We start from the raw sequence: 12,302 nt of genomic DNA, 5'->3' as shown, positions 1-12,302 counted from the left end.
ACGCGCCACCGCGTGACGGGAGCCCCGCCGGACCGGTCCGGCGGGGCTCCCGTGGCCTTCGCTCAGCCGTAGCTGATGTCCGAGCCGCTGTACTTGCAGTACGTGCCGTCCGGCCCGCTGCCGGTCTCCGTCGGCTCGTCACCGTCGTCGTTGCCCGTGTAGCGGACGCACGGCTTGATCTTCTTGCCGCTGTCGCCGTGGATCCGCACCGACCTCAGCGTCGCGGTGTCCCCGTAGTTCGTGTTGATCCCGACCAGGGCCTTGCCGGGGGCCGTCACATCGACGTCGCTGACCGCGATCGTGCGCTTGTACTGCTTGGAGCAGTTGCCGCAGGAGCGCACGAGCTTGCCGAAGTCGGAGACCTGGAACCCGCTGATCGTCAGCGTGCCCGCGCCGTTGAACTGGAAGACCTTGTCGTCGGCCTTCCTGGCGCCGCCGCCGGTCACCTTGTACGTGGCGCCCGACGAGGTGCCCTTGAAGGACGCCGCGTCCTCGCCGACGTCCTCCCACCACACGTTCTGGATCGTGCAACTGCCCTTGCAGTGAATGCCGTCGGCGGCAGGGGAGCCCACGACGACGTTCTTCAGGACCGCCCCGTCGGCCAGTTCGAAGATCGGGTCCTGGCCCTCGTCCTGGCCACCGTCACCCAGGTCCCCGCTGCCGTAGAAGCGCTTCAGCTTGCCGTCGTACGTCCCCGAGACCTTGATGGTCGCGGAGACGGCCTGTGAACGCGAGGGCGTCGGCCACGCGGCGGCCGTGGCGGCGGAGGGGGCGGCGCCGGCCGACTGGACCAGCAGGCCGGTGGTGAGCGCGGCGCCGGTGAGGGAGAGTGCGGTCGCCGAAGCGGCGATCATGCGACGGCGGCCGGAGCGCCGTGCGTGGCTGCCGTGCGGTGCGGCTCGTTTCTTCATGGCGGTGTCCCGTTCCTCGGTGGTGGGGGAGTGCTGCGCTCCTTGGTCGCCACCGCGGGCGGCAACGGTTGCCGGGTTCCGCCGCCTTCTTTCCGTCCGGCCGGTCAGCGCTCCGGCCCGAAGGACGCTCCCACCGAGGCCCGTTCGCCCGTGGCGCTGACCGCGTGGGCGGTGAGGTAGTCGCCCGTCGCGTCCCGGACGCCCTCGGCGTGGTTGTACTGCCCGGCGAACGTGTGGGTACCGGCGGGCACCGTCCGGCCCGGCCGCAGCGCCCACCGGTAGACGAGATGGCCGCCGTCCTCCGTCACCGACACGGTGAAGTCCTCCTCGGGCAGCGAGCGCCAGGAACCGGTGCTGGTCACCCCGCCGGTGAGGGCGATCCGCAGCTCCACGGTGAGCGCGGACAGCGGTTCGGCCGTCCGCAGCGTCACGTTGCTCTGCGCCCAGTACGCGTTGGAGTGCGGGTCCACGGCCCCGGCCGTCCACAGCGGCCCGTCCTCGCCGCGCAGCGAGCCGAGGGCCGCGGGCGGGGTCACCGACGGGGTGGGAGGAGGCGCGGCCACGCGTGTCCCCCGCGCTCCGTCCTCACCGGCGGAGGTGACGGCGAGAGCGCCGAACGCCACCACCCCGCAGACCGCGGCCGTCGCACCCGCGACCCGCAGCCACGGCGCGGGTGCACGCCGCGGGCGCGCCACCCGGGCCGGCCCGCGGCCCTCGGCCATGCCGCGCTCCACGCGGGCCAGCATCCGCTCCCGGTCGGGGCGGTGCGCCTCGGCGGCCTCCCGCAGCCGCACCGGCAGTTCCTCGTCCTTCACCGCTCTCCTCCGCCGGACCGCGCCGCGGCGGCCGCCCGTACCTGCGCGGCGGCGGACGCCTGAGGACCCAGCAGCCGCTGCAGTTCCGCGACGGCACGCGAGGTCTGGCTCTTCACCGTACCCACCGAGATCCCGAGCACCAGCGAGGTGTCCCGCTCCGAGAGGTCGAAGGCGTGCCGCAGCACCACACAGGCGCGCTTGCGGAACGGCAGCCTGCGCAGGGCTCCCTGGACGTCGACGACCGCCGGCACGTCCGGATCCTCGACCGCGTCCCCGCCGCCGCGCGGTGCCCAGAACAGCGCGATCCGCCGCCGCTCGCGCACGGCGCTGCGGATGCGGGTCCTCGCCAGGTTGGCGACGACGCCGCGCGCGTACGCCACCGGATGGTCGGCCTTCCGCACCCGGTCCCAGCGGTGCCAGAGCGCCAGCAGGGCGTCGGCCGCCAGATCGTCGGCGGCGTCGGCCTCACCCGTCAGCAGGTGGGCCAGCCGGGCGAGTTCGGCGTAATGGGCTTCGAAGAACTCATGGAACTCGGCGGCAGCGGCATCCGCCTGGTCGATGGACGTGCCCACAGCTACCTCATCTCTGCGCTCGGTCCCCGGTGCCCGCACGGGCGGGTTGTGTACGTTCCCAGACTCGCCCACGGCGGGCGGGGCGAGAGCGTACCAGCGCGTCACGGAAGCGCTTCGACGCGGGTGCGTAACCAAGTAAGACGTACCGGGGCCGAAACCTGAAGGGGCCGGGACATGACGAACGTCCCGGCGCCCCGCGGCGGGGGACCGGGACGTTCGCCGTGCCGTCTACCGCTGGAGCGCGGCCTTCATCATCTTCCGGGCGATCGGGGCCGCGAGGCCGTTGCCGCTGACCTCCGACGCCGCCGCACCCGAGTCCTCCACGATCACCGCGACCGCGACCTCCTGGCCGCTGGAGTCGTCCTTCGCGTACGAGGTGAACCACGCGTACGGGGTGTTGCTGTTGCCCACGCCGTTCTCCGCGGTGCCGGTCTTGCCGCCCACCTCGGCCCCGCCGATCCGGGCGTTGGTGCCGGTGCCCTCCTCCACGACGGTCACCATCGCGCTGCGCAGCTGCTCGGCCGTGGACGAGGACACGATGCGCTTCATGTCACCGTCCTCGAAGTCCTCCAGCGTGCCGCCGTCCGCGTCCGTCACCTTGGAGACCATGTGCGGTGCGGCCAGCTCGCCGTCGTTGGCGAGAGCGGCGGAGACCATCGCGATCTGGAGCGGCGTCGCGGTGACCTCGAACTGCCCGATGCCGCTCAGCGCCGTCTGCGCCTCGTCCATCCCGGACGGGTAGACGCTCTTCGACGCCCGGACCGGCACATCGAGCTTCTCGGTGTTGAAGCCGAACTTCTCCGCCATCGCCCGCACCTTGTCCTGGCCGAGGTCGGCGGCGACCTTGCCGAACACGTTGTTGCACGAGTACTGGAGCGCGACACGCAGCGTCGCGTTCTCGCAGGGCGCGGAGGCGCTCTCGTTCCTCAGGGGGGTGCTGGTCCCGGGCAGGGTGTACGGAACGGGGCTCCTCGTCGGCTCGTCGACCGAGCCGTACAGCCCGTTCTCCAGCGCGGCCGACGCCACCACCAGCTTGAACGTCGAGCCCGGTGCCAGCGGCTGCCGCATCGCACGATTGACCAGCGGCTTGTCCGGGTCGGCGAGCAGCTTCCGCCAGGTCTCGCCGTCCGTCGTGCCGCTGATGGCGGAGGGGTCGTAGGACGGGGAGGAGACCATCCCCAGGATCTGCCCGCTCTTCGGGTCGATCGCGACGGCCGCGCCCTTGTCGTCCCCGAGCGCCTCGTACGCCGCCTTCTGGACGTCCGGGTCGATCGTCGTCAGCACGTTGCCCGGCGCGCTCCGCTTGCCGGTCAGTGCGTCCAGCGGATTCTTCAGCCGGGTGTCGGTGCCGTCCAGCACATGGCTGTAGATCCCTTCGAGCTGGGTGGAGCCGTAGGCCTGCGAGCCGTAGCCGGTGACGGCGGCGTAGAGGTCGCCGTCCTTGTAGGTGCGCTTGTACGCGAGATCACTGCCCTCCGTCCTCTTCGATCCGGTGACCGGGGAGCCGGCCACGATGATGTCGCCGAGCGGTTGCGCGTACTGCGCGATGATCTTCCGCCGGTTGTGGTCGTCGTCTGCGAGCGCCCGTGCCTGGTACGCCTGCACCCAGGTCGCCCGCCCCAGGAGGGCGAGGACCAGCAGCAGGGAGAAGACCGCGGCGCGCCTGATCGTCTTGTTCATCCCGCTGGAGGGACGAGCGGGAGGCCGCACTGCGTTCCCGGCTGTGCCGCTTCTCACCCGTTCCTCATGAACGCCCGCCGCGCCCCCGCCGGATCAGCCGGGTGTGATGAAGCCCGACTCGTACGCCGCGATGACCGCCTGGGTGCGGTCCCTGGCGCCGGTCTTCGCGAGGACGGCCGCCACGTGGCTCTTCGCCGTCGCCGGGCCCACCCGCAGCCGGGCGGCGATCTCCGCGTTGGTGAGCCCGCTCGCGATCAGCCGCAGCACGTCCGCCTCCCGGTCGGTGAGCCTGGCCGCCCACGGCGGCGCGGCGGCCGGCTGCCGCTGTCCGTACGCGGCCGCCAGAGCCCGTACGGAGGCGGGGAAGAGCAGCGACTCGCTGCGCGCGACCAGCCGTACCGCCTGGACCAGGTCCTCGGCCGCCGCCCGCTTGAGCAGGAAGCCCGCGGCCCCGGCGCGCAGCGCGTCGTACACGTAGGAGTCGTTCTCGAAGGTGGTGACGACGACGATGCGCGGGGCCGGGTCGAGTGTGGCCAGGATCTGCTCCGTCGCCCGGATCCCGTCGGTCTCCGGCATCCGCACATCCATCAGCACCACATCGGGGCGCAGCGCGCGCACCACGGAGACGGCCTCCGCGCCCGTCGACGCCTCACCGACGACCTCCAGGCCGGTCTCGGCGTCCAGGATGACCCGCAGGGCGGTGCGGACCATGTGTTCGTCGTCGGCGAGGACGATCCGGACGGGTGTGCTCATCGCTGCTCCTGTGCGGGGGAGGGCAGGGGGAGCCGGGCGGTCAGCCGCCAGCGGTCCTCGTGTTCCCCGGCCTCGGTACGGCCGCCGAGTAGTACGGCCCGTTCGGCGATGCCGCGCAGCCCGAGACCGCCGCCGGGACGCACCACCGCCGGCCGGCCGGTCAGCGGACTGTCCAGGACGATCGCCAGCTCGCCCGCGCCCACCGTGATCCGCAGCCGCACCGGCTCCCCGCGCCCGCCGTGCCGCAGCGCGTTGCTCAGTCCTTCTTGCACGATGCGGAACGCCTCGCGCGACACCACCGCGGGGACGGTGTCCGGATCGCCGTCGGCGGCGTAGTCGACGGGCAGCCCGCAGTGCGTCAGCAGTGCCTCCAGCGCGTCGAGCCCCGGGCCGCAGGCGCCGTCCGGAGCGCCGTCGTCGTCCTTCCGCAGCATCCCGAGCACGGAGTCCAGTTCGCCGACCGTGCGCCGCGTCGTCTCCTCGATGGCGGTCAGGGCGGCCCGGACGAACTCCGGGTCGCTGTCCAGGACTCTGCGGGCCGCACCGGCCTGGAGGGTGACGGCGCTGAGCGCGTGGCCGACCGAGTCGTGCAGTTCGCGGGCCAGCCGGTTGCGTACCGCCAGCTCGGCCGCGCGGCGCTCTGCGGCGGCCAGCCGGTCGTCGGGGGTAGGGCCGAGCAGCACCGGCGCCCGGTCCGCCAGCAGCGCTCCGGCCGCCGCCGCACAGCCGGTCAGCGCGGCCAGCATCGCGAGCCCGGCGAAGGGCGCCAGGGCCAGGGCCCACGGCCGGTCCAGCGCCTCGGGGAGGCCGAGCACCGGGGAGTCCCGCACGGCTGCGAAGAGCGGCAGCCCCATGACGGCCACGGCGAAGGGGACCAGCGCGAGCGTCATGCCGCTGACGATGCCGCCGAGGCCCACGTGCAGGGTGAACCAGGCCGCCGAACGCAGCCGCGCCTGCCGGGACCTGGCGGGTCCGTCCGCGAGCGGCCGTTCCGGCGGCAGTCCGCACAGGGCCCGGGCGACGGCCACCGAGAGCGGCCGGGCGAGCGGGAGGAGGGCGGTGACCGCGGCCATCGGCAGCGCGTAGGCGAACGCGATAAGCTGGTTGGCCGGCGAACCGAAGAGGTCGGCCTGCGGTCGGTACGAGCCGACGATCACGGTGCCGACCAGGAAGTACGGCATCAGCAGGGCGCCGCCGATGATCAGGTGCACCCAGCGCAGCCGGGCCCGCCGGTCGGGCAGCGGCCTCACGCCCGGGGGGCCGCGGGCCGGGTCGCGGCCGAGCGCTCCGCCAGGAAGTACGCGCCCAGAGTCAGCACCAGCGTCCCTACGAGCATCTGGACAGCGTAGATCAACACCAGGGCGGGGGTGGGCTGTTCGGCGAGGTCGTCGACGTCGCTCAGCGAGGCGACGCTCATCCAGCCACCCCAGCAGGCCAGCACCGCGGAGCCGCCCCAGGCCAGCGCGAGCGGCACCCGCAACGGCAGCGCGGAGCCGCGGCGGAAGGCAAGGAGGAGGATTCCGGCGACCGTGGCCGCGACGAAGAGGACGTCGACCGCTTCGAGCACGTAGAAGCCGCTGGTGCGGTCCGCGGCCCTGGCCTCGTTCAGCCCCGCGGTCGAGCCGGCGGCCCAGAGCAGGTGCAGGGTGCCGGGCACCAGTGCGAGCAGCGAGGCGGCGACGGCGGCGGCCCGCAGCGCGGGAGCGGTCGGGGTGTCCGGCAGCCCGCGCAGCGTGCCCTGCCAGAGATGGCCCCAGCGGTTTCGGGCGTACAGCGCGAACAGGGCGCCCAGGGCCAGCCCCTGGAGGATGAACCCGGTGTAGACGACGCCGAAGACCCACTCGTGGAGGAAGGGACGGCCGACGTCGCCCTTGTTGACGGTTCTGCCGCCCAGGACCTGGACCAGCAGCTGGAGCGGATAGCCGGTCATGATCGGCAGCAGCAGACCGGTCGCCGCCCACATCGGCAGGGCGAGCAGCCAGGCGGGCACGCGCCGCCCCCAGGCCTGGGTGAGCAGCAGGGCGATGACCACGACCGCGCTGTCCATCACCAGCGACGCGCCGTTCGCGACAGCCATCGAGGTGCGGTGGTCCAGGAGCGAGCTGCCGGCCGGGATCCCGAGGTGACTGCCCGCGATCCAGGCGGCCTTGAGGACGATGTAGGGCAGGCAGGAGACGATCGCGACGGTGCGGAGCACGGTGCGGAGGCGGCCGGTGACCGGGGCGGCGGCATCCGGTGCGGGGGCGGGCGCGAGAGGGGTGCTTGTCATGGCGCCCACGCTGCCGCGCCGCCGCTCCCGGCACGTCCTGCCCGGTGACGATCCGTCTCCGCCGGACGGCGGAGACGGAACGCCTCAGCGGCTCAGACCAGTTCGGGCCGCAGCTCCGCCCGCGGCGCCGGCACGGGTTTCGGGTCCCACTGCCGGGTGGTCCGTACGTACCCGTAGATCACCGAGACCATCGCCAGGACGAGCAGGGGGCCGAACACCCAGGGATGGGCGGCCATCTGCGTCGGCAGCCAGCGGGCGGCCACCAGGATCGCCGCGAAGACCGCGGTCCCGTAAGCGACCAGCTGGGTCCCGGACCGGTCCCAGCCGCGTTCGAGCGAGCGCAGGGCCGTCTCGATCGTCAGGGTGAAGATCACACCGGTGATGATGTCGATGCCGTAGTGGTAGCCGAAGCCGAGCGTCGCGGCGAGTGTGGCGACCAGCCAGAACGCGCCCGCGTACCGCAGGTAGCGGGGGCCCTTGCGGGAGTGGATGAAGATCGTGGTGGCCCATGCGGTGTGCAGGCTGGGCATGCAGTTGCGCGGGGTGAACCCATCGAACGGCATGTGGTGCGGGGTGCCGAGCGGCGTCGTCGTGTCGGGCCACAGGTCGGCCACCGCCCAGTGCCCGCCGTCGGCGCCGTAGGCGAACACCGGTCCGACGACCGGGTAGATCATGTAGATGGCCGGTCCGAGGAGGCCGATCACCAGGAAGGTGCGCACCAGGTGGTGGGACGGGAAGCGGCGTTCGGCCGCCACGTTGCGCAGCTGGTACAGCGCGACGACGACCGCGGCCACCGCGAGCTGGGTGTAGACGGAGTCGAGGAAGACCTCACCGAACGACCCGGTGGACCTGACCAGCCGGCCCACCAGCCACGAGGGGTTGCCCAGCGCGTGGTCCGCGGTCGCCACGTACTGGTCGAGTACCAGCGGGCGGGTCTTGGACGTGATGAGCAGCCAGGTGTCGCCGGTCTTGCGCCCGGTCACCAGCAGCAGGCCCAGTCCGACGCCCTTGAGCAGCAGGACGCGTTCTCGGCCGGTGCGGCGGGTGACGGCGATGACCGCGCACCCCAGGATCACCCACAGCGCGCCGTTGCCGAAGGGGTGGCCGTGGGTCACCGGCGCGTCGGCCACCCACCGCACCAGCAGGATGACGAGGTCGATACCGATCGCGGTCCCCATCGCGATGAACCGCTGGCGCCAGGTGAGCACCACCATCATCAGCCCCATGCTGGCGTACAGCAGGAACCCGGAGGCGGGGGCGAATATCACCTCGCGCGCCTGGCTGGCGATCGGCCCCGGCAGACCGTAGTGGCGTGCGGCGACTTCCAGGGCGACGAGGAATCCGAGGCCCACCACCGCCACCGCGGCGTAGAGCGCCGTCCGTGGCCGACGCCGGGTGCCGGGCGTACTTCCGTCGGTTATTCGCGCGGACACCCGCGAGGCTATAGGTATCAAGAGTTTGGCCGATTTGTTAGATATGGGTCGAGAGGTCACGTTGTAGGGCACTTGTCGCACCGGGCAGCACGGTTCGCCGGTGAGGAGTGGACGATGAGGTCAATCGCCATGAATTCGAGCATGTTATCGGAGGAGTGTGCGAGAGCTCCGTAGGTCATGGCGGATTCCGGGGCAGGCGTCCGGTGCGGGCCTGCCCGTGGCGCGGGACGAGGCGGCGGTTCTCACCCGGGCAGGGTGAACAGCAGCTCGTCCGTCTCCTCGCCGCGCGCGTGCGCGTAGCCGCGGTCCGTCCCCGTCACGGTGAACCCGCACTTCTCCAGCACCCGCCGCGAGCCCATGTTGTCGGCCGCGGCGCGTGCGTACAACGGGCGTTCCGCCACGGCGTCGAGCAGCGCGCCCAGAGCGGCGGTGGCCAGACCGCGGCCCCACCGTGCCCGGTCGATCCAGTACGTGACCTGCCGGTCGCCGGGTGCTCCGTACACCCCGGCACTGCCGGCCACCGCGCCGTCGGCGAGCACCGTGCGCATCACGACGGACGGGTCCGCGAGGACGCGCGCCCAGTGGGCGTCGAACGCGTGCCGGTCGGCCGGGTCCTCGCTGGTGAAGGCGGCCGTGCGCACCGACTCGGGGTCGGACATCCAGACGAAGAACAACGGCAGGTCGCCGTCCCGCACCTCGCGCAGGCGCACGTCCACCGGATCAGAGCCTGCGAGTGGCGAGGGTCAGCCGGTCCCGCGCGTCGAACAGCGCGTCCTTGACCATCTGCTCGTGCGCCGGCGTGAGCCGGGCGACCGGCACCGAGCAGCTGATGGCGTCCCGGGCCGGGGTGCGGTACGGGACAGCGACGCCGAAGCAGCGCAGCCCCAGGGTGTTCTCCTCGCGGTCCACCGCGTAGCCCTGTTCACGGATCAGGTGCAGCTCCTCGATGAGCTTCTCCCGGTCGGTCAGGGTGTGCTCGGTCAGCGCCGGCAGCGTCTCGGGCAGCATCTTGCGGACCTGCTCGTCGCTGTAGGTGGCCAGCAGCGCCTTGCCGAGCGAGGTCGAGTGCGCGGGCAGCCGGCGGCCGACGCGGGTGAAAGGGCGCAGGTAGTGCTGGGACTGGCGGGTGGCGAGGTAGACCACGTTCGTCCCGTCGAGGCGGGCGAGGTGGATGGTCTCCGTGGTGTCGTCGGAGAGCCGGTCCAGGGTGGGGCGGGCCGCCGCCACCACCTCGTCGCCGTCGATGTACGAGGTGCCGACCAGCAGCGCGCGCACGCCGATCCCGTAGCGCGTCCCCGTCGCGTCCGTCTCCACCCAGCCCAGCTCGACCAGGGTGCGCAGCAGCATGTAGAGGCTGGACTTGGGGTATCCGACGGCCTCCTGGACCGAGGCGAGGGAGTGCATGCCCGGCCGCCCGGCGAAGTACTCCAGCAGCTCCACCGTCCGTACAGCGGACTTGACCTGTGCCCCACCAGACTCGGCAACCGACATCGCCCCACGCCCCTTCCAGCCCACTTACGAAACCCTGCGACTTCTTGCCAACACCGAACGCCCGGAAATAGAGTCGCTTCATATTCACGATCAGGAACTCTGTTCAGAATACCGAACAACTTCTGATGTGTGGCAGTGGAGCGGAAGGAAACACGGTGGCAGCAGCACCAGTCTGGAGCGTCGACCCCCGCACCGGGAACCCGCGTGAGCAGGTTGCGGTGGAGGCTACAGCGGAGGAGGTCGACCGCGTGGTCCGGGCGGCTCACGCCGTACGCGCCCATCTCGCCGACCGCACCGTGCGCGCCGCCTTCCTGCGCACCGCAGCCGATCTGCTCGCCGAGGCCGGCGAGCACGTCATCGAGGCCGCCGACGCCGAGACGGCGCTCGGCCCGGCCCGGCTGACCGGCGAACTCGCCCGCACCGTGGCCCAGTTGCGGGCCTTCGCGGAGGTCGTCGACGAGGGCGCGTACCTCGACATCCACATCGACCACGAGGACGCCACCCGCACCCCGCCGTGGCCCGACCTGCGCCGCTACAAGATCCCGCTCGGCGTCGTCGCCGTCTACTCGGCCAGCAACTTCCCGCTCGCCTTCTCCGTCCCCGGCGGCGACACCGCCAGCGCCCTCGCGGCCGGCTGCCCGGTCGTCGTCAAGGCGCACCCCGACCACCCCGCGACCTCCGAACTGTGCGCCTCCGTGCTGCGCCGGGCCGCGGCGCGGCACGGCCTGTCCGAGGACGTCGTCACCCTGGTGCACGGCTTCGAGGCGGGCGTCGAACTGGTCAAGCACCCGGTCGTCAGCGCCGCCGGCTTCACCGGCTCCATCCGCGGCGGACGCGCCCTCTTCGACGCGGCGGCCGCGCGACCGGCCCCCATCCCCTTCCACGGCGAGCTCGGTTCCCTCAACCCCGTGGTCGTCACCGAGGCGGCCGCCGGCGAACGCGGCGAGCAGATCGGCGCGGGGCTCGCGGGCTCGATGACCATGGGCGCGGGCCAGTTCTGCACCAAGCCCGGGTTCGTCCTGGCCCCCGCCGGTGAGACCGGCGACCGCCTCCTCAAGTCCCTCACCGAAGCGGTCAGCGACACCGAGGCCGGCGTCCTGCTCGACCACCGCATGCGCGACGCCTTCCTGGCCGGCGTGCGCGAGCGGGCCGGGCTCCCGGACGTGGAAGCCCCGGTCACCCCCGGGGCGGGCGGCGAGCACACCGTCGCCGCCGGCTTCCTGACCGTACCGGCGCGGCTGCTCACCACCGAGGGCCCGCACGACGCGCTCCTGGAGGAGTGCTTCGGCCCGGTCACCGTCGTCGCCCGCTACACCTCCGAGGACGAGATCACCGCCGTCCTGTCCCGGCTGCCCGGCAACCTCACCGCCACCCTCCAGATCGCCACCGAGGAAGCGGACGGCAGCGCCGCCGCACTGCTGGCCGCGCTCACCCCGCTCGCCGGGCGCGTCCTGGTCAACGGCTGGCCGACCGGCGTCGCCGTCGCGCCCGCCCAGCACCACGGCGGCCCCTACCCGGCCACCACCTCCACCTCCACCTCGGTCGGCGCCACCGCGATCGAGCGCTGGCTGCGCCCGGTCAGCTACCAGACGGTCCCCGACGCGCTGCTCCCTCCCGAGCTCCGCGAGGACAACCCGCTGGGCCTGCCCCGCCGCGTGGACGGACACCGCTCATGACCCTGCGCATCCCCGGACTCCCCTTCGGGCTGGAGCCGTTCGGCCCCGCCACGGGCTGGAACTACGAGGACGGCGTGCTCACCGGGCGCGCGGGTGCCCGGCAGGACCGTTTCGTCCCGCCGGGCGGCGAAGGCCTCGACCCGCAGAGCGACGCTCCCCGGCTGCTGGGCACCGCCCCGGCGGGCGACTTCCAGCTCATCGCCCGCGTGAAGGCCGGCTTCGCCGCCGCCTTCGACGCGGGGGTCCTCTACCTCCACGTCGGCGACCGGGAGTGGGCCAAGCTCTGCCTGGAGCTCTCCCCGGACCGCCCCACGATCTGCACGGTCGTCACCCGCGGCCACTCCGACGACGTCAACTCCTTCGTCGTGGACGGCGACACCTACTGGCTGCGCCTGAGCCGCACCGGCAGCGCCTTCGCCTGCCACGCCTCGCCCGACGGCGAGAAGTGGACCTTCGTCCGCGTCTTCGCCCTGGGCGAGCCGGAGCGGGCCGCCACCGCGTCCGTCGGCTTCCTGGCCCAGTCGCCCACGGGCGACGGCTGCGAGGTTTCCTTCGACCGGATCGAGTTCCGGCCGACGGGACCGGTGGACCTGCGCGACGGCAGCTGAGCCCCGAATTCCGTACCGCCCCGGCGCCCCCGCCCTCCACCTGGAGAGCGGCGGCGCCGGGGCGTGCGCGCACGCCGCGCGGCCCGGCGACGTG

At 72.8% G+C, this 12,302-nt stretch carries 12 protein-coding genes; 2 read left to right on the top strand and 10 right to left on the bottom strand.

The window, feature by feature from the left end:
• Nucleotides 1–62: 62 nt before the first annotated feature.
• From ABZ454_RS07285 to ABZ454_RS07240, 10 genes are all read right to left on the bottom strand, one after another.
• Nucleotides 63–911: a pectate lyase gene (locus ABZ454_RS07285; protein WP_359536454.1), complete on the bottom strand. Its 849-nt coding sequence runs from the start codon at nt 909–911 to the stop codon at nt 63–65.
• 104 nt (nt 912–1,015) lie between these two features.
• Nucleotides 1,016–1,726 (bottom strand): hypothetical protein, encoded by a 711-nt coding sequence (locus tag ABZ454_RS07280; protein WP_359536453.1) that lies wholly within the window; start codon nt 1,724–1,726, stop codon nt 1,016–1,018.
• Nucleotides 1,723–2,298 (bottom strand): SigE family RNA polymerase sigma factor, encoded by a 576-nt coding sequence (locus tag ABZ454_RS07275; protein ID WP_356324506.1) that lies wholly within the window; start codon nt 2,296–2,298, stop codon nt 1,723–1,725. Before ABZ454_RS07275 ends, ABZ454_RS07280 begins: the two co-directional genes overlap by 4 nt.
• A gap of 228 nt (nt 2,299–2,526) precedes the next feature.
• Entirely contained in the window at nt 2,527–3,978 is a 1,452-nt protein-coding gene (locus ABZ454_RS07270; protein WP_359536452.1) for a penicillin-binding transpeptidase domain-containing protein, read from the bottom strand.
• Nucleotides 3,979–4,071: 93 nt separating this feature from the next.
• The gene (locus tag ABZ454_RS07265) at nt 4,072–4,731 is read right to left on the bottom strand and encodes a response regulator transcription factor (RefSeq protein WP_356324510.1); all 660 of its coding nucleotides are present in this window, start codon (nt 4,729–4,731) and stop codon (nt 4,072–4,074) included.
• A complete protein-coding gene (locus ABZ454_RS07260; RefSeq protein ID WP_359536451.1) occupies nt 4,728–5,981 on the bottom strand; it encodes a histidine kinase in 1,254 nt (417 codons plus the stop codon). Before ABZ454_RS07260 ends, ABZ454_RS07265 begins: the two co-directional genes overlap by 4 nt.
• Complete coding sequence (locus ABZ454_RS07255; protein WP_359536450.1) at nt 5,978–7,000, bottom strand: hypothetical protein; 1,023 nt, start codon at nt 6,998–7,000, stop codon at nt 5,978–5,980. The genes ABZ454_RS07260 and ABZ454_RS07255 overlap by 4 nt, the downstream gene beginning before the upstream one ends.
• Before the next feature lie 92 nt (nt 7,001–7,092).
• Nucleotides 7,093–8,361 carry a phosphatase PAP2 family protein gene (locus tag ABZ454_RS07250; RefSeq protein WP_359536708.1) on the bottom strand — a complete coding sequence of 423 codons (1,269 nt, stop codon included), beginning with the start codon at nt 8,359–8,361 and terminating at the stop codon, nt 7,093–7,095.
• Between the two features lie 314 nt (nt 8,362–8,675).
• Nucleotides 8,676–9,149: a GNAT family N-acetyltransferase gene (locus tag ABZ454_RS07245; RefSeq protein ID WP_359536449.1), complete on the bottom strand. Its 474-nt coding sequence runs from the start codon at nt 9,147–9,149 to the stop codon at nt 8,676–8,678.
• Between the two features lie 4 nt (nt 9,150–9,153).
• Nucleotides 9,154–9,924 (bottom strand): IclR family transcriptional regulator, encoded by a 771-nt coding sequence (locus ABZ454_RS07240; RefSeq protein ID WP_359536448.1) that lies wholly within the window; start codon nt 9,922–9,924, stop codon nt 9,154–9,156.
• Between the two features lie 155 nt (nt 9,925–10,079).
• Between ABZ454_RS07240 and ABZ454_RS07235 the strand changes: the two genes are divergently transcribed.
• Both ABZ454_RS07235 and ABZ454_RS07230 read left to right on the top strand, forming a co-directional pair.
• Nucleotides 10,080–11,600, top strand: a complete 1,521-nt coding sequence (locus tag ABZ454_RS07235; RefSeq protein ID WP_359536447.1) for an aldehyde dehydrogenase (NADP(+)) — start codon at nt 10,080–10,082, stop codon at nt 11,598–11,600.
• On the top strand, nt 11,597–12,208 hold the full coding sequence (locus ABZ454_RS07230; RefSeq protein WP_356324523.1) for a DUF1349 domain-containing protein: 612 nt from the start codon (nt 11,597–11,599) through the stop codon (nt 12,206–12,208). Before ABZ454_RS07235 ends, ABZ454_RS07230 begins: the two co-directional genes overlap by 4 nt.
• The last annotated feature ends 94 nt before the right edge of the window (nt 12,209–12,302 follow it).

Source organism: Streptomyces sp. NPDC005803, from assembly GCF_040630435.1.
GTDB lineage: Bacteria > Actinomycetota > Actinomycetes > Streptomycetales > Streptomycetaceae > Streptomyces.
Note: the sequence above shows the minus strand (reverse complement) of the source record. Positions and strands in the feature narration are given on the sequence as shown.

Bases quoted from the DNA above. Each gene is read 5' to 3' on its own strand.
- ABZ454_RS07270 (WP_359536452.1), bottom strand. From the start codon at position 3,978: ATGAACAAGACGATCAGGCGCGCCGCGGTCTTCTCCCTGCTGCTGGTC.
- ABZ454_RS07255 (WP_359536450.1), bottom strand. From the start codon at position 7,000: ATGACAAGCACCCCTCTCGCGCCCGCCCCCGCACCGGATGCCGCCGCC.
- ABZ454_RS07230 (WP_356324523.1), top strand. From the start codon at position 11,597: ATGACCCTGCGCATCCCCGGACTCCCCTTCGGGCTGGAGCCGTTCGGC.
- ABZ454_RS07265 (WP_356324510.1), bottom strand. From the start codon at position 4,731: ATGAGCACACCCGTCCGGATCGTCCTCGCCGACGACGAACACATGGTC.
- ABZ454_RS07240 (WP_359536448.1), bottom strand. From the start codon at position 9,924: ATGTCGGTTGCCGAGTCTGGTGGGGCACAGGTCAAGTCCGCTGTACGG.
- ABZ454_RS07285 (WP_359536454.1), bottom strand. From the start codon at position 911: ATGAAGAAACGAGCCGCACCGCACGGCAGCCACGCACGGCGCTCCGGC.